This window comes from Joostella atrarenae, from assembly GCF_021764745.1.
GTDB lineage: Bacteria > Bacteroidota > Bacteroidia > Flavobacteriales > Flavobacteriaceae > Galbibacter > Galbibacter atrarenae.
On sequence record NZ_JAETXX010000010.1, the window covers coordinates 79,542 to 100,232 of the forward strand.

At 34.1% G+C, this 20,691-nt stretch carries 19 protein-coding genes; 7 read left to right on the plus strand and 12 right to left on the minus strand.

What is annotated here, in order from left to right; translation table 11 throughout:
• Positions 1 to 85: 85 nt before the first annotated feature.
• On the plus strand, positions 86 to 2,716 hold the full coding sequence (locus JM658_RS13630; RefSeq protein ID WP_236959830.1) for a valine--tRNA ligase: 2,631 nt from the start codon (positions 86 to 88) through the stop codon (positions 2,714 to 2,716).
• A gap of 55 nt (positions 2,717 to 2,771) precedes the next feature.
• Here JM658_RS13630 and JM658_RS13635 read toward each other — a convergent pair whose 3' ends face one another.
• From JM658_RS13635 to rsfS, 6 genes are all read right to left on the minus strand, one after another.
• Positions 2,772 to 3,032, minus strand: coding sequence for an acyl-CoA-binding protein (locus JM658_RS13635; protein WP_236959831.1), 261 nt, complete (start codon positions 3,030 to 3,032; stop codon positions 2,772 to 2,774).
• 2 nt (positions 3,033 to 3,034) lie between these two features.
• Positions 3,035 to 3,682 (minus strand): phosphatidylserine decarboxylase family protein, encoded by a 648-nt coding sequence (locus tag JM658_RS13640; protein ID WP_236959832.1) that lies wholly within the window; start codon positions 3,680 to 3,682, stop codon positions 3,035 to 3,037.
• On the minus strand, positions 3,672 to 4,487 hold the full coding sequence (locus JM658_RS13645; RefSeq protein WP_236959833.1) for a phosphatidate cytidylyltransferase: 816 nt from the start codon (positions 4,485 to 4,487) through the stop codon (positions 3,672 to 3,674). The genes JM658_RS13640 and JM658_RS13645 overlap by 11 nt, the downstream gene beginning before the upstream one ends.
• A gap of 42 nt (positions 4,488 to 4,529) precedes the next feature.
• On the minus strand, positions 4,530 to 5,138 hold the full coding sequence (locus JM658_RS13650; protein ID WP_236959834.1) for an LUD domain-containing protein: 609 nt from the start codon (positions 5,136 to 5,138) through the stop codon (positions 4,530 to 4,532).
• A gap of 120 nt (positions 5,139 to 5,258) precedes the next feature.
• A complete protein-coding gene (ftsH, locus tag JM658_RS13655; RefSeq protein ID WP_236959835.1) occupies positions 5,259 to 7,226 on the minus strand; it encodes an ATP-dependent zinc metalloprotease FtsH in 1,968 nt (655 codons plus the stop codon).
• 105 nt (positions 7,227 to 7,331) lie between these two features.
• The gene (gene rsfS / locus JM658_RS13660; protein WP_236959836.1) at positions 7,332 to 7,697 is read right to left on the minus strand and encodes a ribosome silencing factor; all 366 of its coding nucleotides are present in this window, start codon (positions 7,695 to 7,697) and stop codon (positions 7,332 to 7,334) included.
• Between the two features lie 91 nt (positions 7,698 to 7,788).
• Here rsfS and JM658_RS13665 point away from each other — a divergent pair, with 91 nt between their 5' ends.
• Genes JM658_RS13665 through JM658_RS13680 form a run of 4 tightly spaced genes read left to right on the plus strand, consistent with a single transcriptional unit; the run spans position 7,789 to position 10,860 of the window.
• On the plus strand, positions 7,789 to 8,520 hold the full coding sequence (locus JM658_RS13665) for a biotin--[acetyl-CoA-carboxylase] ligase (protein ID WP_236959837.1): 732 nt from the start codon (positions 7,789 to 7,791) through the stop codon (positions 8,518 to 8,520).
• Between the two features lie 15 nt (positions 8,521 to 8,535).
• Complete coding sequence (locus JM658_RS13670; RefSeq protein WP_236959838.1) at positions 8,536 to 9,282, plus strand: prolipoprotein diacylglyceryl transferase; 747 nt, start codon at positions 8,536 to 8,538, stop codon at positions 9,280 to 9,282.
• Positions 9,272 to 10,666 carry a radical SAM protein gene (locus JM658_RS13675; protein ID WP_236959839.1) on the plus strand — a complete coding sequence of 465 codons (1,395 nt, stop codon included), beginning with the start codon at positions 9,272 to 9,274 and terminating at the stop codon, positions 10,664 to 10,666. The genes JM658_RS13670 and JM658_RS13675 overlap by 11 nt, the downstream gene beginning before the upstream one ends.
• Positions 10,663 to 10,860 (plus strand): hypothetical protein, encoded by a 198-nt coding sequence (locus JM658_RS13680; protein WP_236959840.1) that lies wholly within the window; start codon positions 10,663 to 10,665, stop codon positions 10,858 to 10,860. Before JM658_RS13675 ends, JM658_RS13680 begins: the two co-directional genes overlap by 4 nt.
• 8 nt (positions 10,861 to 10,868) lie before the next feature.
• Here the strand turns inward: JM658_RS13680 and JM658_RS13685 are convergent, their stop codons facing one another.
• Positions 10,869 to 11,633, minus strand: a complete 765-nt coding sequence (locus JM658_RS13685) for an ABC transporter ATP-binding protein (RefSeq protein ID WP_236959841.1) — start codon at positions 11,631 to 11,633, stop codon at positions 10,869 to 10,871.
• Position 11,634: 1 nt separating this feature from the next.
• Entirely contained in the window at positions 11,635 to 12,372 is a 738-nt protein-coding gene (locus JM658_RS13690) for an MlaE family ABC transporter permease (protein WP_236959842.1), read from the minus strand.
• Between the two features lie 111 nt (positions 12,373 to 12,483).
• Here JM658_RS13690 and pafA point away from each other — a divergent pair, with 111 nt between their 5' ends.
• Positions 12,484 to 14,130: an alkaline phosphatase PafA gene (gene pafA / locus JM658_RS13695; protein WP_236959843.1), complete on the plus strand. Its 1,647-nt coding sequence runs from the start codon at positions 12,484 to 12,486 to the stop codon at positions 14,128 to 14,130.
• A gap of 111 nt (positions 14,131 to 14,241) precedes the next feature.
• Here pafA and JM658_RS13700 read toward each other — a convergent pair whose 3' ends face one another.
• The 4 genes from JM658_RS13700 to gcvP form a co-directional block, all read right to left on the minus strand.
• On the minus strand, positions 14,242 to 15,093 hold the full coding sequence (locus tag JM658_RS13700; RefSeq protein ID WP_236959893.1) for a glycosyltransferase family 2 protein: 852 nt from the start codon (positions 15,091 to 15,093) through the stop codon (positions 14,242 to 14,244).
• Between the two features lie 13 nt (positions 15,094 to 15,106).
• Positions 15,107 to 15,631: a class I SAM-dependent methyltransferase gene (locus tag JM658_RS13705; RefSeq protein WP_236959844.1), complete on the minus strand. Its 525-nt coding sequence runs from the start codon at positions 15,629 to 15,631 to the stop codon at positions 15,107 to 15,109.
• Position 15,632: 1 nt separating this feature from the next.
• Positions 15,633 to 16,691 (minus strand): 3-oxoacyl-ACP synthase III family protein, encoded by a 1,059-nt coding sequence (locus tag JM658_RS13710; protein WP_236959845.1) that lies wholly within the window; start codon positions 16,689 to 16,691, stop codon positions 15,633 to 15,635.
• Positions 16,692 to 16,863: 172 nt separating this feature from the next.
• Positions 16,864 to 19,713, minus strand: a complete 2,850-nt coding sequence (gcvP, locus tag JM658_RS13715; RefSeq protein ID WP_236959846.1) for an aminomethyl-transferring glycine dehydrogenase — start codon at positions 19,711 to 19,713, stop codon at positions 16,864 to 16,866.
• Positions 19,714 to 19,848: 135 nt separating this feature from the next.
• Between gcvP and JM658_RS13720 the strand changes: the two genes are divergently transcribed.
• On the plus strand, positions 19,849 to 20,670 hold the full coding sequence (locus JM658_RS13720) for a UbiA prenyltransferase family protein (RefSeq protein WP_236959847.1): 822 nt from the start codon (positions 19,849 to 19,851) through the stop codon (positions 20,668 to 20,670).
• The last annotated feature ends 21 nt before the right edge of the window (positions 20,671 to 20,691 follow it).

Genomic DNA, 20,691 nt, shown 5'->3' on the forward strand with positions numbered 1-20,691 from the left:
TAACCAGCAAAATTTATCGATTGTCTTTTATAATCTTGCGGATATAGTTACTTTTGCAGTCTTAATCCAAAAAGTGTTCCAAAATATGAATATTCCATCTAAATATGATGCCAAATCGGTTGAGAACAAGTGGTATGACTACTGGTCTGAGAACGGTTATTTTCGTTCTGTGCCAGATGAAAGAGAACCATATACCATTGTAATTCCGCCACCAAACGTCACAGGAATATTACATATGGGGCATATGTTGAATAATACTATTCAGGATGTGTTAATTAGAAAAGCCCGTTTAAAAGGCTTAAACGCTTGTTGGGTGCCTGGAACAGATCATGCGTCTATCGCTACTGAAGCAAAAGTAGTTGCGAAACTAAAGGAGCAGGGGATTAGTAAAGAGGATCTTACGAGAGATGAGTTTTTAAAACACGCTTGGGATTGGACAGATGAGTATGGTGGTGTAATTCTAGATCAATTAAAAAAATTAGGATGTTCTTGTGATTGGGATCGTACTAAGTTTACTATGGATGACGATATGTCAGCGTCTGTAATTAAAACTTTTGTTGATTTACATGATAAAGGAATGATTTACCGTGGTTATAGAATGGTAAATTGGGATCCTGAGGCTAAAACAACACTTTCTGATGAGGAAGTAATTTATGAAGAACGCCAAGGATTACTTTATTATTTAGAATATGCAATTGAAGGAAGTGATGAGAAAGTAACCATTGCAACTACAAGACCAGAGACTATTCTTGGGGATACTGCTATTTGTATTAATCCTAATGATGAACGTTATCAGCATTTAAAAGGTAAGAAGGCAATCGTTCCATTAACAGATCGTACAATTCCTATTATTCAAGATGAATATGTAGATGTTGAGTTCGGTACAGGTTGTTTAAAAGTGACGCCTGCACACGATGAGAATGATAAAAATCTTGGAGATAAGCATAAGCTTGAAGTAATCGATATTTTTAATGACGACGCTACTTTAAATAGTAATGGACTACATTACCAAGGCAAAGATCGATTTGTTGTAAGAAAAGAAATCTCTAAAGAATTAGAGGAAAAAGGGTTTTTAGTAAAAAAAGAAACTCATATCAATAAAGTAGGAACTTCTGAAAGAACAAAGGCTGTTATTGAGCCTAGACTTTCTGATCAGTGGTTCTTAAAAATGGAAGATTTAGTTAAGCCAGCAATTGATGCTGTGTTAACTGATAAGGAAATTAAATTATTCCCTTCTAAGTTTGAAAATACATACCGTCATTGGTTGGAGAATATCCGTGATTGGAATATCTCTCGTCAATTATGGTGGGGACATCAAATCCCAGCTTACTATTATGGAGATGGAGAAAATGATTTTGTAGTTGGAGAAAGTATAGAAGAAGCGCTAGAAAGAGCAAAAGAAAAATCTGGAAATGCTAGTCTTTCGGTTTCCGATTTAAAACAAGATGAAGATTCTTTAGATACGTGGTTTTCTTCATGGTTATGGCCAATAAGTGTCTTTAATGGTATTATGGAGCCAGAGAATAAAGAGATAGAATATTACTACCCAACCAACGATTTGGTAACGGGGCCAGATATTTTATTCTTTTGGGTGGCAAGAATGATTTTTGCAGGGTATGAATTCCGTGATCAGAAACCATTTAATAATGTGTATCTAACAGGATTGGTTCGAGACAAGCAACGTAGAAAGATGTCGAAGTCGCTAGGAAATTCTCCTGATGCGTTAAAGCTTATTGAAGAGTTTGGAGCAGATGGTGTTCGTGTAGGATTATTATTGAGCTCTGCTGCTGGAAACGACTTATTATTTGATGAAAGTCTATGTCAGCAAGGAAAAAACTTTGCCAATAAGGTGTGGAATGCTTTCCGTTTAGTAAAAGGATGGGAGGTAGCAGACATAGAGCAGCCAGAATATGCGGCTACAGCTATTACTTGGTATAAAAACAAGTTTCAGGATAGCTTAAAAAATATAGAAGAGCAATTTTCTAAATATAGAATTTCTGATGCTTTAATGGCGACTTATAAATTGGTGTGGGATGATTTTTGTTCTTGGTTTTTAGAAATGGTGAAACCAGCATACCAACAGCCTATTGATGCTAAGACGTTTAATGATGTAATTGTATTGTTTGAAGAGAATTTAAAGCTTTTACATCCTTTTATGCCATTCTTATCAGAAGAAATATGGCAATTAATGGCAGAGCGCACGCCAGAAGAAGCTTTAATAGTTGCAAAATGGCCTGAGCAAACTACAGCTGATGAAAAGATTATTGCAGAGTTTGATTTTGCTGCTGAGGTAATATCGGGAGTTAGAACTATTAGAAAGGAAAAGAATATAGCTTTTAAAAACGAAATTTCTCTTTCTGTAATTAATAACGATGAGGTCTCTAATACTTTTGATACTATTATAAGTAAGTTAGGAAATATAGATGAGCTTTCTTATGTTTCTTCAAAAGTGGATGGTGCTTTATCTTTCCGTGTAAAATCTAATGAGTATTTTATTCCGGTAAGTGGGGCGATAGATGTTGAAGAGGAGATTAAGAAAATAGAGGAGGAGTTAAAATATACAGAAGGTTTCCTTAAATCTGTTCAGAAGAAGTTATCTAATGAGCGTTTTGTTGCTGGTGCTCCAGAAAAAGTGGTTGCAATAGAAAAGCAGAAAGAAGCAGATGCACTTTCTAAAATAGAAACCTTAAAAGAGAGCTTGACTAGTTTGAAATAATAAACTAACAGGCATAAATTCAATAAAAAAGCCGCAATTTGCGGCTTTTTTATATTTAATAGTTAAAATATTCTTTAACGAGTTTTACATATTTTTCTTTTGCTTCATCTTCAGTCATCCCTCTTGCTTGGAATAGAGCATTAGCTTTAAAAGCATTTATAATAGATCGTTTGCTGCTTGGCGGCTCACTATTCTGGGTTGCTTTTTTATAGTAGGCATAAAGACGTAAGAGAAAGTCAGCCGGAAATAAACTCTCATAGTTGTTTACTCGGTTAACAGCTTCTTCAAATTCTTTATTTAGTTCTTCAGAATTCATTTTTATTTTGCAATTATATCAATGCCTCCTTTAACTTTATCATTGAGCGCCACTTTGATATCTGTACCTAACGGTAGAAATAAATCTACTCTAGAGCCAAATTTTATAAACCCAGCATCAGTTCCCTGAATAACTTCGTCACCTTCTTTGGCATAATTAACAATACGTTTTGCTAAGGCTCCAGCAATCTGTCTGTATAGAATTTCACCATAAGAAGGATTGTTGATTACAACAGTGGTTCTTTCGTTCTCTTCAGAGGCTTTAGGATGCCAAGCAACTAAGAATTTACCAGGATGATATTTACTAAATTTAATCTTTCCGCTTAATGCGTAGCGCGTAACGTGTACATTAATTGGAGACATAAATATAGAAACCTGAATACGTTTATCTTTAAAATATTCTTTTTCGAATACTTCTTCGATAACAACAACTTTACCATCTACAGGAGCTATGATATTCTCATCGCTAATTTCTGTAAGACGTGTAGGGTTTCTGAAAAATTGTAGTATTAAAACAAGAACAAGGAGTAATGCTACTTGGATTATTGTTTTTAACCAATAGATGTCGATATAAAATTGGGATATTATGATTCCCGCAGCTATAAGAATAAAGGTGATAGCTATTATTTTATGACCCTCTTTATGAAACATAATTAAAAATTTGAAGTGTTAAATATGCAAATGGAGCAGCAAAGATTAAGCTGTCAAGTCTGTCTAGAAGTCCACCATGACCTGGTAAAATTGCACCGCTATCTTTTACTCCTGCTAAACGTTTAAATTTAGATTCTACTAAGTCACCAACAGAGCCAGTAACGACTACTACAAGCGCTAAAACCATCCATTGTACTAGATTGAGTTCTCCGCTGTATATAAATAATATATATGCTGCGCCTAAAGCAAATATAAGCCCACCAATAAAACCTTCAACTGTTTTCTTTGGTGACACGCTTGGAAAAAGTTTATGTTTTCCAATACTTTTTCCTACGAGGTAGGCAAAAGAATCGTTCACCCAGATCAGTATAAAAATACCAACTATTAAGGATTCTACAAAATGTTCAGCACGATAAGGAATCATCGTTAAAAAGATACAACCTCCACCAATATAGAATAGTGTAATTATAAATTTCTGAGTATTTGTGTAGTTAAGCTTTTCTTTTGAATATAATCTAGCAACTAATGATAGATTCACAGTGATACATAGAATTAAAAATATTATTCTAAGTATATTTTGTTGCTCTAACACGCCTAGAAGGTATATGAAGACCCACCAAACACCTAAGAAAACTAAGAATATAGCATAGCCTCTTAGTCTTATTATTTTTTTGAATTCATATATGCATGTTAATCCAAAAATAAGAAAGAGGAAGTCAAAAGCATCATGACTTAGAAATACCGCTGACAGAAGTAAAAAAACATAAAGAATACCTGTTAAGACACGTTTTAAAAGTTCTTTCACATAGATGGGTTTAAATTTATACTGTTTTCTGTTATGTAGATCTTATAGATCCTCCAGAAGGAGCAAATATAAGTTTTTTGAACTACTTCCGTAGGTAAGAAAATCATTTTCTTCTTTAATGCTGAAGTGTTTTATGGTAGTGATATTGGTTGGAATCTGATTCTTATTATTATTTTTAATTCCTCTCAACCCTTCTCCAATAGTGTCAACAAGCTGACTAGTAGTTGCGAATATTATAAAATTATCTGGCAACTCGTTTAGCTTACTTTCTTTTATCTGATTGGAAGAGATAAGAATAGCACCGTTATCTGCTACTAGATTTTCACATGGAGATAATAGTAATGTGGCACCCTGACAATTACTGTTATTACTGAAATTAAATTGATTGAAGACATTGCTAACTTTAGAATCGATGCAACATACTTCTTCTGGAGACCAGTTATTTTCAGCAAGAATATTTTTAAAGCTATTATGTATTTCTTCAAGGGAATCACAATACAGAAATTTACCTCCATTTTTCTTGAAATTGATAGTAAATTTCTCATCTGTAGGAAGTTTGATCTCGGGCATGAACTCTCCCCTTTGACCAGTTCCTTTACCAGAAACTTCCTTTTTTTGTTTAGATCCGAAAAGTTTTTTAAATAAGCTCATTATTAATTTAATGGGGGCAGTTAATATTTTAATTAATGCAATACCTTAATATAAAAGTATGAAATTATTAAGTATAACGTAGAAAACGGGGGTAAATTTTATAATTACCCCCGTTGTTTATTATTTATCTAATAATTTTTCTTCTGCCGCTGCTGCCTCAACATCTTTAGCAAAAGGTCTCTTGCCGAAAATTCTTTCTAGATCATCTTTAAAGATAACCTCTTTTTCAAGAAGGTGTTCCGCAAGCTCTGTAAGTTTATCTTTGTTGTCTTCTAATAGTTTGATAGCTCTTATATATTGGGCTTCTATGATTTTAGAAATCTCTTTATCTATAAGTTGAGCTGTTTCCTCACTATATGGTTTCGAGAAATTATAGTCTGTTTGTCCGCTTGAATCATAGTATGTCAAGTTTCCGATTTTCTCATTCAATCCATATATAGTAACCATTGCTCTAGCTTGTTTGGTTACTTTTTCAAGATCACTAAGTGCTCCAGTAGAAATTCTATCGAACATAACTTTTTCTGCAGCTCTACCTCCTAAAGCAGCACACATCTCGTCTGCCATTTGCTCAGGGTGAACAATTAAACGTTCTTCAGGTAAATACCAAGCTGCTCCTAAACTTTGTCCTCTAGGAACAATAGTAACCTTTACAAGAGGAGCTGCATGCTCTAGCATCCAACTAACTGTAGCATGTCCAGCTTCATGGAATGCAATAGTTTTCTTTTCATTAGGAGTTATAATCTTATTCTTTTTCTCTAATCCTCCTACAATTCTATCTACAGCATCTAAGAAAGATTGTTTATCAACTGCTTTCTTACCATTTCTAGCAGCAATTAATGCAGCTTCATTACAAACATTGGCAATATCTGCTCCAGAAAAACCTGGTGTTTGTTTCGCTAAGAAATCAGCATCTAAAGCTTCAGCAGTTTTTATAGGACGTAAATGAACTTCAAAAATTTCTTTACGTTCTCTAACATCTGGTAAGTCTACATATATCTGACGGTCAAAACGACCAGCACGCATTAACGCTTTGTCTAAAATATCTGCTCTGTTGGTAGCGGCTAATACAATTACATTTGTATTGGTACCAAAACCATCCATTTCTGTTAGTAATTGATTAAGTGTGTTTTCACGCTCATCATTACTTCCTGTCATATTATTTTTACCTCTGGCTCTACCAATGGCATCAATCTCATCAATGAATATGATAGCAGGAGATTTGTCTTTAGCTTGTTTAAATAAGTCACGAACTCTAGATGCTCCAACTCCAACAAACATTTCTACGAAATCAGAACCAGAAAGAGAAAAGAAAGGTACTTTAGCTTCTCCAGCAACTGCTTTTGCTAATAAAGTTTTACCAGTTCCTGGCGAACCTACTAAAAGAGCTCCTTTAGGAATCTTACCTCCTAGAGATGTATATTTCTCAGGGTTTTTAAGGAAGTCTACAATTTCTTGAACTTCTTCTTTCGCACCTTCTAATCCAGCAACATCTTTAAAAGTTACTTTGATATCTGTTTTTTCGTCAAATAAACGAGCTTTAGATTTTCCGATATTGAAGATTTGACCTCCAGCACCTCCAGCGCCACCACCTGACATTCTTTTCATTAAGAAAATCCAAATTCCGATGATTACTACAAATGGAAGGATAGAAAATAACAACTCTCCGAAGAGATTAGACTCTTTTTTATATTCCAAAGAAGCAGAAAGATCGTTTTCTTTGATTGTGTTTTTAATATCGTTTTCAAAGTTCTGTAAATCCCCATACTCTAATTGGTACTGAGGGATCTGCTCAGAAGAAGGAATCAATGTTTTGCTAAGTGCACTTTTATGAATGTCCTTGTCTTGAGCTTCTTTAGTTAAAAATACTTCAGCTTCTCTTGTGTTAGTTACAATCTGGATTTTGCTAACGTCTCCATCCTTTAAGTACTGCTGTAATTTTGCAGGAGTAATATCAGGAGGAGTTTGCCATCCGCTACCTCCGGAGAAAAGTTGCATACCAATAATTATAACTAAAATAGCTCCGTAAATCCAGTATGAACTAAATTTAGGTTTTTTTGGGCTTGTATTGTTCTTGTTTTCTTTTGCCATTAATTTTTTTATTCAACCCTTTTGGGCATTATATCTCTTTGCTATTGAGTGTTCAAATTGTGTTTGTAACTCTCAAGCTTTGAAAATCTCTTGAAATTGTAACTTCTAGTTTGAGATTGCAGTTACTTTTGCATCTCCCCATAGTCCTTCAATATCGTAATACTCTCTAACATGCTTCTGGAAAACATGAACCACAACATTAACATAGTCCATTAGCACCCATTCGGCATTGTCTGTACCTTCAATGTGCCATGGCTTATCTTTTAACTCGCGGCTTACAACTTTTTGTATGGAGCTTACGATGGCATTTACTTGTGTGTTTGAAGTACCATTGCAGATTATAAAGTAATCACAAACCGTATTCTCAATATCCCTTAAGTCTAAAATATTTACATCATTACCCTTAACCTCTTCAATTCCTTTTAAGATAAATGTTATTAATTGATCTGTGCTACTATTCGTTTTTGCCATTAAAAATTTTTATTTTCACAAAGTTATTATTTTTTTAGAATTTGTGCTATTCTAATTAACATAACATTACATAATAAATGTAGTTATTTCTATGAATTTAATCAAACTTGATGCCACCGATTCGACAAATTCCTTTTTAAGGAGACTAGCAGCTCATAAAGAACTGCAAGATTATACCGTAGTAATGGCTGAAAAACAGATGGAAGGAAGAGGCCAAATGGGGACCCAATGGGTTTCTGAAGCGGGAAAGAACCTTACTTTTAGCGTTTTTAAAAAGATTACGTGCTTAGATAAGAATGAACAATTTTACCTGAGTATGGCCGTTTCTTTAGCTATATATGATGCGTTAACATATTTTGCAATTCCATATTTAAAGATAAAATGGCCTAACGACATTTTGTCAGTGAATAGTAAGATTTGTGGAATTTTAATTGAAAGTATTATAAAAAATGGTGAAATGAGTGCTTCTATAATTGGAATAGGGCTTAATTTAAACCAAACTACTTTTGATGGAGTCACCAATGCATCTTCTTTAAAAAGTATTACAGGAATCCATTATAATAAAGAAGAGGTGATGTCTAAAATCGTAGAAATGATAAAAAAATACGAAACATGGGTTGTAGATAGAGCGCTTTTAAAAATAAAGGAGACTTTTGAGAATCATTTATTCAGAAAAGATAAGCCCTCTACATTTAAATTAGCCAATGGAGAACTTATCATGGGCTTTATAAAAGGAGTTGCAGTAAATGGTTGTTTAATTGTACTTATGGAAGATAACATCATTAAAGAATTTGACTTAAAAGAGTTGAAACTTTTGTACTAGTTGAATTTTTAAAAAATGCCGATATCCTTACCTTTTGAACTTGAAGTTTTAAATACACAAATAAATATACATTTGCTATTAGAGTATATTGCTTTTTTTGTAGCTTTTCGTTATTACCTTTATTTAAGACGAAATACAAAAGATTCAATTAATACTTCCAATAGGTTTTCAATTGTTTTAGGAGCAGCTATTGGAGCTTTTTTAGGCTCTCGTTTAATAGGCTATCTTGAAAATCCTGTAGCAATAAACTCCCTCAAAGAAATTTTATCTCTTATGAATATTAAAACTATAATGGGAGGACTCTTTGGTGGTTTGTTAGGAGTGGAGATAACAAAGAAAATAATAGGCGAAAAAGAATCATCGGGAGATTTATTTGTGTTGCCTATAATTTTAGGAATATTTATAGGGAGAATAGGGTGTTTTTTAAGTGGAGTAAATGAGTTTACTTATGGAAAACAAACTACTTCATTTTTGGGGATGAATTTAGGAGATGGTATTATGCGTCATCCTATTGCGTTATATGAACTTGTTTTTCTGATAGTAATCTTTGTTTTTTTCTATAGAGCAAGAAAAAAGAATGAGCTCGAAAATGGATTGTTATTTAAGTACTTTATGCTCCTTTATTTTGGTTTTCGTTTTTTTATAGAGTTTCTAAAGCCAAACACATTTTTTGTTTTAAGTTTAAGCAGTATTCAACTCCTATGTATTGTGTGTTTTATTTATTATGGGAGCACCTTAAAAAAAGTTTTTTATGCCAACTAGAAAATATACATATTACGATTTTACATTAAGCCTTTGTCCAGAGTGTTTAAAACGTGTGGATGCTAAAATTGTATTTGAAGACGAAAATGTATACATGCTCAAGCGATGTAGAGAACACGGTTCTTCAAAAGTGCTAATAGCTGATGATATTCCATATTATAAAAACTTACGGAATTATAATAAACCTTCAGAAACACCTTATAAATTCAATACAAAAACAGATTACGGGTGTCCTTATGACTGTGGCTTATGTCCAGATCATGAACAGCATTCTTGCTTAACTATTGTAGAAGTTACAGATCGGTGTAACTTAACTTGTCCAACGTGTTATGCAGGCTCTTCACCCACTTATGGAAGACACAGAACACTGGATGAAGTAAAAAAAATGTTGGATGCTGTTGTAGCTAATGAGAAAAATCCAGATGTAGTTCAAATAAGTGGAGGCGAACCTACTATCCATCCAGATTTTTTTGAAATTATGGATTATGCAAAATCTTTACCTATCCGTCATTTAATGCTGAATACAAATGGATTGAGGATTGCTAAGGAAAAAGAATTCGCTAAGCGCTTAAAAGAATACACTCCAGACTTTGAAATTTACCTTCAATTCGATTCTTTCGATGACGAAGTGCTAAAGGAAATGCGAGGAGCAACGCTAAGTAGTATACGCAAGCAAGCTATTGAAAACCTTAATGAGCTGAATCTTTCTACAACATTAGTTGTAACACTTCAGAAGGGATTAAATGATGGAGAAGTTGGAGATATTATAGATTATGCTTTGAAACAAAAATGTGTAAGAGGAGTTACCTTTCAACCTACGCAGATCGCAGGAAGGTTGGAGAACTTTAACTTAGAAAAAGATAGAATTACACTTACGGAAGTGCGTAGAAAAATTTTAGAGCAAACAGATGTTTTTAATGAAGATGATATTCTTCCTGTTCCATGCAATCCAGATGCTTTGGCAATGGGGTATGCGTTAAAGCTAGATGGAGAGGTTTTTCCTTTAACGCGCTATATAAATCCTGAAGATCTACTGAACAACAGTAAAAATACTATTGTTTATGAGCAAGATGAAAGCCTACAAGGTAAAATGATCGAACTTTTTAGTACAGGGAATTCTGTGGAAGTGGCTGAAGAGAATTTAAAATCGATTATGTGTTGTTTGCCAAATATAGATGCTCCAAATTTAGGCTACGATAATCTATTTAGAGTTATAATCATGCAATTTATCGATGCTTATAATTTTGATGTCCGTGCGGTAAAAAAATCCTGTGTTCATATTGTAAACAAAGATTACAAGATCATTCCTTTTGAGACAATGAATCTTTTTTATCGAGATGATAAAGTTGCTTATTTAAATGAACTTAAAAAAGAAATGATATGATATTTTTAGAAGGAAGTTATGATGGAATAGTAACATTCATTGCAATAATAATGTTTGGGCCTGCGATCCTTTTTTCCTTAATAGGGGGGGGCCTTCTGTATAAAAAGAAGAATAAACCAGCAAAAGTATTTTTTATACTTGCCGTTTTATACCTAATTGTTTCTTTGGGGACTTGTGGATTTTTAGTATCTTAATAAAAGCTTTAATTTTCTTTGATATAAATCTCTCTTACTTTTTTAAATAAATCTGAAGAATATACAAAATCGGTAACCGCTTCATTATCTGTCTTAAAGATCTCTTTATTAGTGCCTTCCCATTCTTTTAATCCATTTTTTAAGAAAACGATTTTCTCACCAATCTCCATAACGGAGTTCATATCGTGGGTATTTATAACGGTTGTAATTCCAAATTCCTGAGTGATCTCTTGGATTAATTGATCTATAACAATAGCCGTTTTTGGATCAAGACCAGAATTAGGCTCATCGCAAAAGAGATATTTCGGGCGGTTTACAATAGCACGTGCAATAGCAACCCTTTTTTGCATACCCCCAGAAATTTCTGAAGGCAATTTGTTGTGTGCGTCGACTAAATTTACTCTGGCTAATACCTCGTCTACACGATCGCTCATTTCATTTTTAGGAAATTTTGAGAACATCCGAAGCGGAAACATTACATTCTCTTGTACGGTCATAGAATCGAATAAGGCACTTCCTTGAAAAACCATTCCCATTTCTTGGCGTAAGCTAGTACGTTGGTCTTCATCTAAATTAGCGTAAATCCTTTCGTTGTATATGATATTCCCTTCTTCTGGGTGATGTAATCCTAATAAGCATTTTAGAAAAACAGTTTTTCCAGAACCACTTTGCCCAATAATTAGGTTTGTTTTTCCTTTGTCAAAACAAGTAGAGATACCTTTTAATATTTCAGTATCACCAAACGATTTATGTATATTTTCAACTACAATCATTTTATCCTAATAACATTTGGGTTAATAAATAATTGGCAACAATAATGGCAACACTCGTCCAAACAAAAGAAGATGTACTTGCCTTTCCTACTTCTAAAGCTCCGCCTTTCATATAAAAACCATAAAAAGATGGTATGGTTGCAAGAATAAATGCAAAAACCGAAGTTTTTACAAATGCATAAACTACATGGTACGTATTAAAGTCATCTTGTAGTCCTCTAATAAATTCTGCACTCGTGCTATAACCTCCAAATACAACTGCAGACCAACCACCTAGAATCCCCATGTACATAGCAATAGCGATTACAAAAGGATAAAGCATAAGGGCGATTATCTTTGGAAAAACCAAGTAGTTTAAAGAATTAACACCCATAACTTCTAGCGCATCTATTTGCTCTGTTACTCGCATGGTTCCGATACTAGACGTAATGTAAGAACCTACTTTTCCAGCCATAATAATGGATGTAAACGTAGGTGCAAATTCTAATATTACCGATTGCCTAGTTGTAAATCCTATTAAATATTTAGGAATTAAAGGGTTGTCAATATTTAATGCTGTTTGTATAGCAACAACACCTCCAATAAAGAAAGAAATAAAAATAATGATTCCTAACGAGCCATAAATAAGGTCATCAATTTCTTTAAAAATAAGCTTTTTCAGCATAGACCATTTTGTAGCCCTACTAAAAACTTCTTTTAACATTAAAAAGTACCGACCAATATTTTCTATGTATATCATGTATCAAAAATAGAACAGCTAAAGTAAAAAAATAAAATTACATCTCTTTTAACCTAGATTTAAAGTTCTAAATATTTTAAATCTGTAATTTTGTGGAAAATGTATTTTAAAATGAAAAACGTCCTTATAGCAGGTTTGCTATTTTTTAGTGTTGTTGGACTTAAAGCTCAACAGAAATCCGAAAAAGAACCCTTTACAAGACCAAAATTAGTTGTAGGTATTGTTGTGGATCAGATGCGATACGATTATTTAGTGCGCTTCTATGATAAATACGGAGATGATGGTTTTAAGAGAATGATAAACGAAGGTTTTAATTGTAAGAATAATCATTTCAATTATATCCCTACTAAAACTGCCGCTGGTCATGCTTCTGTTTACACGGGAACTACGCCAAAAACACACGGTATAATTGGGAATGATTGGTATGATAAAAATGAAGATAGATCTGTTTATTGTACCGAAGATGAAACTGTAAATTCATTAGGAACGGTTACAGATGCTGGAAAAATGTCTCCTCGAAGAATGGTTTCTAGTACAATGACAGACCAGTTAAAATTAGCTACTGCTTCTCAAGGAAAAGTGATTGGTGTTTCTCTAAAAGATAGAGGTTCTATTTTGCCAGCAGGTCATGCAGCAGATGGTGCATATTGGTTTCAAGGTAAAGATGAAGGACATTGGGTAACCAGTACTTATTATATGGATGCGCTTCCTAATTGGGTAGAGAAATTCAATAAATCTGATGCTGCAGAAAAATATAAAAAAGTATGGAATCCACTTTACGATATAGATACTTACACAGAAAGTATTGCAGACAACAATGATTTCGAACAGTATTTTAAAGGAGAAGAAGCTCCAGTTTTTCCTCATGACCTTCCAAAATTATGGGATGATAACGGGAAATTCGACTTGTTAAAAGGAGTGCCTTTTGGTAATTCTCTAACTGTAGATTTTGCTGAAGCTGCTATAAAAGGTGAAAACCTTGGGGCAGATAAGATTACAGATTTCATAGCAGTTAGCTTTTCGGCTACCGATTATGTTGGGCATCGTTTTGGAGTGAGTGCAAAAGAAACAGAAGATACTTACTTAAGATTAGATAAGGATTTAGGGAGACTTTTTACTTTTTTAGATAAAGAAGTAGGAAAGGGAACATACACTGTTTTCTTAACTTCCGACCATGCTGCTGTAGAAGTGCCGAGTTATTTAGAAGCTGAAAATATTCCAGGTGGGAATTTCAGCAAGAAAGAGTTTTACACCCCATTAAATGCATTTTTAAACACTAAGTTTGGAAGTGATAAGTTGATAAAGAATTTCTCTAATGAGCAGCTTTTCCTAGATCAAGAGCTTATAAAAAAATTAGGTCTTACTTCAGAAGAGGTTGAGAATGCTATTGTAGGGGAAGTAAAAAATTACAAGAACGTAGCTGAAGCTTATACAGGGACTTCAATGAGAAATCAAGAGTTCACAAAAGGGCAGGCAAGTAGGCTTCAAATGGGGTATAACTTCAATAGATCTGGAGATGTGCTCCTAGCTTTGAGTCCAGGATATATTAATTCTACTTCGCGTAAAGGAACCACTCACGGAACTGGTTACGCTTACGATACACATGCGCCATTGTTATTTTTTGGTCAGGGAATAAATCATGGGCAAACGGTTAAACGCACTGAGATTCCAGATATAGCAAATACCATTTGTTCGTTATTGGGAATTACATTTCCTAGCGGTAAAAGTGGAGAGCCAATTCCAGAGGTTATACAATAATTTCTTTAGGAGCGATATCCTGCTTTACGCTATATCTTTTAAAAAAAACAGCCTTCTTTTGCGAAACAAAAGAAGGCTGTTTTTTTTAAAAGGATGCCGCTTCAATCAGGGCTAAAAAAGTTTTCTTTTAATGTTTTTTATCCGATATGCTCTAATAAAATCACCTTCTTCTTCAGAAACTAAAAAAGGGGTGTTATTCTTTTTAGCATTCATAAAGCCTTTCATATTATCTATAAAAGTCTGAAGTTTATTTTGCTTTAAAGCCATTTTTGCAGAAGCGATAGCGGTAATTAAGAAACCGTATCGCATAGTGTACATTGCTTTCCCTTGTAGGAGCTTCGCTTTTTTATTGTATGATTTTCCTGTAGGGCGTAAATGTTTTACTTTAAGACCGTCACTTGTTTGTGTAGAAAAGCCATGATATTTACAAAGGAGTTCATCTACCGTATCCCATCCCATTGCTATTTTTAGACCGCCAATAGCTTTAAAACAAGTTTTGGTATAGGCTTTAAAAGCACCGCGAACATGATTTTTGTCCATCGGATGATTAAGTGTCCATTCTTCAGTTTCATTTTTTTCATAAACAAAACCTCCAGCAATACCTATCTTATTATCTTCTTGGAAGATAGCAGCAATCGTTTTGAAATAATTTTCAGGAAGAATAAGGTCGGCGTCTAATTTTACAATGAAGTCATAATTATCGTCTAGCTTTTCAAGTCCTTTGTTGAAGGCGTTCACAACTTTACTTCCAGGCATGTGTTCTGAGGAAGAAACTAAATTTAGCTTTTCTATAAAATTGTATTCAGCAGTAAAAGAATCTATAATGTTTTCTGTAGTATCAGATGAATTGTCATTTACTACAATCACCTTTTTTGGGAGTAATGTTTGCTGGGTTAAGCTATTTAAAGTTAGCGCTATAAAGGCCTCTTCGTTGTGTGCTGGGATAACAACATAATATTCCATAGCGCCAAATATATTATTGCTTTCTTTCCGCATAGACAATATAATACCTCGGAGTAAAAGTGCGTAGTAAAGGTCTAAGTCCTATTTTCTTAACAGGATTTGTCCATTTATCACGACTTTTAATTTCCCAACCAGCTTTTTCTAAAAGCCAATCGAATTGCCAATCTTCAAACTCATGATAATGTCTGTCCCACATATCAGTTTTACTTCTATAAGCAGGAGAAAACCACAATTTTAACGGAACAGAAGCAACTAATTTATCAGCCTTTATGTTTTTAAGCACATTATAAGGAGCAATAAGGTGTTCGAAAATTTCGAAGGCAGTAACTACAGAAGCGTCAGAATTTAAAACAGTATTGAAATCATTATCTAAATCTTCACCTCCTGTATTTTCTACTTCATAGCCACGAGATTGCATAATCTCACTAAAGGGGTTTTTAACCCCTAAGTCTAAGATATTTGCAGGTTTGTTAATAGAAGATTCTAGAAATTCTATTGTTTTTTTATAGCGTTTGTTTGGAAAGCTATTTTCGTACATATTATATTTTATAAACGAGCGCATTTATATTCATACCAGCGCCAACGCTTGCAAATATAACAACATCTCCTTTATGTACTTCCTGATTTTTCACCATTCCTTTTTTTACAGAATCAAATAACGTAGGAATCGTAGCTACAGAGCTGTTTCCTAGTTCTTGAATAGTCATAGGCATGATGCCTTCAGGAATTGTTTTATCATATAATTTATAAAAACGCTGTAAGATAGCTTCATCCATTTTTTCGTTCGCCTGATGGATAAAAACTTTTTTCATATCATCAATACCATATCCACTTTTATCCAGACACTCCTTCATTGCTTTTGGAACGTGGGTTACAGCAAATTCGTAGATCTTGCGACCATACATTTTTATGTATTTCGTGTCTTGATCTGCATCTTTGTTATAAGAACATCCGTTAAAAAGATAGTAAGCCTCATCATGCGCATGAGTAGCAGAAAGATGAGATTTTATTCCGCCTTCCTCTTCGGTAGCTTCAATGATTGTAGCGCCAGCACCATCAGAATAAATCATAGAATCTCTATCGTGATCATCTACAACTCTAGAAAGTGTTTCTGCTCCGATAACAAGGCATCTTTTTGCTATTCCAGCTTTTATAAAAGCATGTGCTTGTACAACGCCTTCAATCCAACCAGGACATCCAAAAAGAACATCATAACCAACACATCTTGGATTTTTTATTTTAAGCGAATGCTTCACTCTAGAAGCAATACTCGGAACCATATCCGATTGGATAGTTCCTTTTTTGATATCGCCAAAATTGTGAGCAACAATGATATAATCTATAGTTTCTTTATCTATTTTAGCGTCTTCAATAGCCTTTTCAGCAGCAAAAAATGCAATATCTGAAGTTGTGTATTGGTCGTTAACATACCTCCTTTGTTCAATTCCGGTTATGGCTTTGAACTTTTGTATGATAACTTCATTAGCGTGCTTAAAGGGACTCCCGTCGGCATTTAAAAATTCATGCTTCGAGAATGAGCTGTTAGCAGTCACTTGAGATGGAATATAGCTTCCTGTTCCCGTAATCTTTATATTCATTGAGAGTCAATTTTGCCAAAGGTACGATTATATACATAATATGTTATGCATGCATAATTTATTTTACGATGCCCAACGTAAGTTTTTTTAAGCTTACTAGCTGGTTTTAAAATAAAAAGCCCTTCAAGTTAATGAAAGGCTTTTAAATATTCATAGTGTTTATACACTTTTTTTATGCATCGATGTAATCTTCAATAGGTGCACAAGTACACATTAAATTACGATCTCCATAAGCTTCGTCCACACGTCTTACCGTTGGCCAAAACTTATTATCTGCAATATGTTCCATAGGATATGCTGCTTTCTCTCTAGAGTAAGGGAAGTTCCAATCTGTAGCAGTCAGCATTTTTAAAGTATGAGGAGCGTTCTTTAAAACATTATTTGTATCTCCTTCTTCTAGCTCTTCAATTTCTTTAGTAATTGCTATAAGAGAATCACAGAAACGATCTAATTCAGCTAAATTTTCACTTTCTGTAGGCTCAATCATCATTGTTCCAGCAACTGGAAATGATACTGTAGGAGCGTGGAAACCGTAATCGATAAGTCTTTTTGCAATATCAGTTACTTCAATTCCTTTAGCTTTAAATGGACGACAGTCAATAATCATTTCGTGTGCTGCTCTTCCTTTTTCTCCTGTATAAAGAACATCAAAAGATCCACTCAGTCTATTTTTAATATAGTTTGCATTTAAAATTGCCATGCTTGTAGACTGTTTTAAGCCTCCTGCACCTAACATTTTAATATATCCGTAGGAAATTAAGCAAACTAATGAGCTTCCCCATGGAGCTGCAGATATTGCGTCGATTCCATTTTCTCCACCTGTTTTAATAACAGGATTAGAAGGTAAAAACGATACTAAATGTTCTGCAACACAAATAGGACCAACTCCAGGGCCACCACCACCGTGAGGAATAGCAAAAGTTTTATGTAGGTTTAAATGACAAACGTCTGCGCCAATAGTAGCAGGATTTGTAAGTCCTACTTGTGCGTTCATATTTGCACCGTCCATATAAACTTGTCCGCCATTGTCATGGATAAGCTGCGTGATTTCTTTAATAGAAGATTCAAATACTCCGTGTGTAGATGGATAAGTAACCATCAAAGCAGCAAGATTATCTTTATGCTTCTCTGCTTTTTCACGAAGGTCTTCAATATCTATATTTCCTTTTTCGTCTGTTTTTGTTACTACAACTTTCATTCCAGCAAGAACAGCAGAAGCAGGATTAGTTCCGTGAGCAGAAGCTGGTATTAAACAGATGTTTCTATGTTGTTCGTTACGAGATTTATGGTAAGCACGGATTACTAGAAGTCCAGCGTATTCTCCTTGAGCACCAGAGTTTGGTTGTAGCGAAGTTCCAGCAAAACCTGTAATAACATTTAATTGCTCTTCTAAAGTTTTAAGAACTTCTTGGTAACCTTCCGCTTGATCTACAGGTACAAAAGGGTGTATATTTCCCCATTCGTCCCAACTTAGTGGTAGCATTTCTGATGCAGCATTAAGCTTCATGGTACAAGATCCTAAAGAAATCATAGAGTGATTTAGTGCAAGATCTTTACGCTCTAATTTCTTAATGTAGCGCATTAATGCCGTTTCTGAGTGATATGAGTTAAATACCTCATTCTCTAAGAAAGGAGAAACACGAGAGCTACCATTTAATACAGCGGTATTCTCGATTAATTGATTTATGGTTATAGTGTTTTTCCCTGCTGCATCAGCAAAGATCTGTACTATTTTATTTAAGTCTTTTAGTGTAGTGGCTTCATTTATAGAAATAGCAACTTTGTCACTTTCAGCATATAAAAAGTTTACATTTTCTAATTCAGCAATACTTTTAACATGTTGCGCATCTGCTTTTACTAAGATAGTGTCGAAGTAAGATTCGTTTAATTGATCGTATCCTAAATCTGTTAATGCTTTAGAAAGTGCAATTGCCGAATTATGAACTTTATCAGCTATATATTTTAATCCTTTTGGGCCATGGTAAACTGCGTACATTCCAGCCATAACAGCTAAAAGAACTTGAGCTGTACAAATGTTGGAAGTAGCTTTGTCTCTTTTTATATGTTGCTCTCTTGTTTGTAGCGCCATACGTAATGCACGGTTGCCATCGGTGTCTTTAGTAACCCCGATGATTCTCCCTGGAATGTTACGTTTATAGGCTTCTTTTGTTGCAAAAAATGCAGCGTGTGGACCTCCGTAACCTAATGGAATTCCAAAACGTTGTGTAGTTCCTACAACAACTTCGGCTCCAAATTCTCCTGGAGGAGTTAAGTTTACTAAGCTTAATATATCTGCAGCCACAGCTACTTTGATTCCATTATCATTAGCATTCGATACAAACTCTGAATAGTTAAATACAGAACCGTATTTTCCTGGATACTGTAAAAAGGCTCCAAAAAATTCAGTAGAAAAATCAAAAGTAGTGTGATCACCAATTACAAGTTCAATTTCTAGTGGACTAGCGTGCGATTTTAAAACAGAAAGCGTTTGTGGTAAAACTTCTTCAGAAACGAAAAATTTATTCACTCCGTTCTTTTTCTGCTCTCTGCTTCTTACACCAAATAGCATAGACATAGCTTCTGCTGCTGCAGAACCTTCATCTAATAAAGATGCATTTGCAAGTTCCATTCCAGTAAGATCGCAAACCATTGTTTGGAAGTTTAATAAAGCCTCCAATCTACCTTGTGCAATTTCTGCTTGATAAGGCGTGTATGCAGTATACCAACCTGGGTTTTCAAGAATATTTCTCTTGATAACAGATGGAACTATAGATTCGTGGTAACCAAGACCAATATAGGTTTTAAATACTTTATTTTTAGTAGCGACCTGCTTTAAATGAGCTAGATACTCATACTCAGTCATTGCTTCTGGAAGATCAAGATCCGATTTTAGTCGGATCCCATCAGGAAACGTTTCGTAGAGAAGCTGATCCATATTATTAACACCTACTGTAGAGAACATGGTGCTTAAATCATCTTTTTGGGGGCCAATATGGCGGGTAACAAAAGAGTCTGTTTTCATTATAACCGTCTAAAAATGTTTTAATTTGCGCAAAAATACATATTATATTTGGTTAAAAAAGTACTTTTAAAAGGCTTTAACTAAAGTTTTAAACAGTGTGTTGATTAATTTATATTAGATATCTATATCGTTGAAATGAAGTTGTTTAAGAGGGCTTTTAATTTTTATTTAGACGCTAGTATTCACGTTGCTTTTGCAGTTTATGCATTGGCAAGGGTTACAATGTTGAATTTTGATATAACATATGATGCAGTAATTGCTAATGCGCTCTTTTTTGGGACCATAGTAGAGTATAGTTTTATAAAGTATAGTCCGCTAGCAAAACACTATGTTTTTATCACTCAAAAATATATAAAGAGTATTCAGCTATTTAGTATGTTATGCTTCTTATTTGCAGCTTATTATATTTTTAAGTTGAATTTAAAAACGTTGGTTTCGGCGGCTGGACTTGTAATTTTGGCTTTTTTGTATGTAGTTCCTGCGCTATCTACAAAACGAAATTTTAGAAGCTTAAAAGGAGTGAAAATTTATATTGTTGGGATTACATGGTCTGTTTCTACAGTGATATTGCCACTTTTAAATAACGATTTACCTATAACTACAACAGCTGTTTTAGAAATGATACAGCGTTTTGTATTTATTATAATATTGATGATTCCTTTTGAAATTCGTGATTTAAAAACCGATGAATCTTGGTTACATACGCTTCCTCAAGTGTTAGGTGTGAGAGGGGTGAAAAGAGTAGGTGTTCTATTGGTAGGTGTTTTTTTAGTGCTTACATTCTTTAAAAGCGAATTGTATATTAATCATAAGGTGATGTATGTAGAAGTATTTGTAGGATTGATACTTTTGACGGCAATTTTATTTTCTAAAAAGAAGCAAGCAGTATATTTTTCAAGTTTTTTTGTGGAAAGTATTCCTGTAATCTGGTGGTTGCTTTTGTTATTATGTAGTTAATGCCTATTAATTAGTAGCGTA

Coding starts and splice junctions, on each gene's coding strand:
- JM658_RS13630 (WP_236959830.1), top strand. CDS start 86: ATGAATATTCCATCTAAATATGATGCCAAATCGGTTGAGAACAAGTGG.
- JM658_RS13635 (WP_236959831.1), bottom strand. CDS start 3,032: ATGAATTCTGAAGAACTAAATAAAGAATTTGAAGAAGCTGTTAACCGA.
- JM658_RS13640 (WP_236959832.1), bottom strand. CDS start 3,682: ATGTTTCATAAAGAGGGTCATAAAATAATAGCTATCACCTTTATTCTT.
- JM658_RS13650 (WP_236959834.1), bottom strand. CDS start 5,138: ATGAGCTTATTTAAAAAACTTTTCGGATCTAAACAAAAAAAGGAAGTT.
- ftsH (WP_236959835.1), bottom strand. CDS start 7,226: ATGGCAAAAGAAAACAAGAACAATACAAGCCCAAAAAAACCTAAATTT.
- rsfS (WP_236959836.1), bottom strand. CDS start 7,697: ATGGCAAAAACGAATAGTAGCACAGATCAATTAATAACATTTATCTTA.
- JM658_RS13665 (WP_236959837.1), top strand. CDS start 7,789: ATGAATTTAATCAAACTTGATGCCACCGATTCGACAAATTCCTTTTTA.
- JM658_RS13670 (WP_236959838.1), top strand. CDS start 8,536: ATGCCGATATCCTTACCTTTTGAACTTGAAGTTTTAAATACACAAATA.
- JM658_RS13675 (WP_236959839.1), top strand. CDS start 9,272: ATGCCAACTAGAAAATATACATATTACGATTTTACATTAAGCCTTTGT.
- JM658_RS13680 (WP_236959840.1), top strand. CDS start 10,663: ATGATATTTTTAGAAGGAAGTTATGATGGAATAGTAACATTCATTGCA.
- JM658_RS13685 (WP_236959841.1), bottom strand. CDS start 11,633: ATGATTGTAGTTGAAAATATACATAAATCGTTTGGTGATACTGAAATA.
- JM658_RS13690 (WP_236959842.1), bottom strand. CDS start 12,372: ATGATATACATAGAAAATATTGGTCGGTACTTTTTAATGTTAAAAGAA.
- pafA (WP_236959843.1), top strand. CDS start 12,484: ATGAAAAACGTCCTTATAGCAGGTTTGCTATTTTTTAGTGTTGTTGGA.
- JM658_RS13700 (WP_236959893.1), bottom strand. CDS start 15,093: ATGGAATATTATGTTGTTATCCCAGCACACAACGAAGAGGCCTTTATA.
- JM658_RS13705 (WP_236959844.1), bottom strand. CDS start 15,631: ATGTACGAAAATAGCTTTCCAAACAAACGCTATAAAAAAACAATAGAA.
- JM658_RS13710 (WP_236959845.1), bottom strand. CDS start 16,691: ATGAATATAAAGATTACGGGAACAGGAAGCTATATTCCATCTCAAGTG.
- gcvP (WP_236959846.1), bottom strand. CDS start 19,713: ATGAAAACAGACTCTTTTGTTACCCGCCATATTGGCCCCCAAAAAGAT.
- JM658_RS13720 (WP_236959847.1), top strand. CDS start 19,849: ATGAAGTTGTTTAAGAGGGCTTTTAATTTTTATTTAGACGCTAGTATT.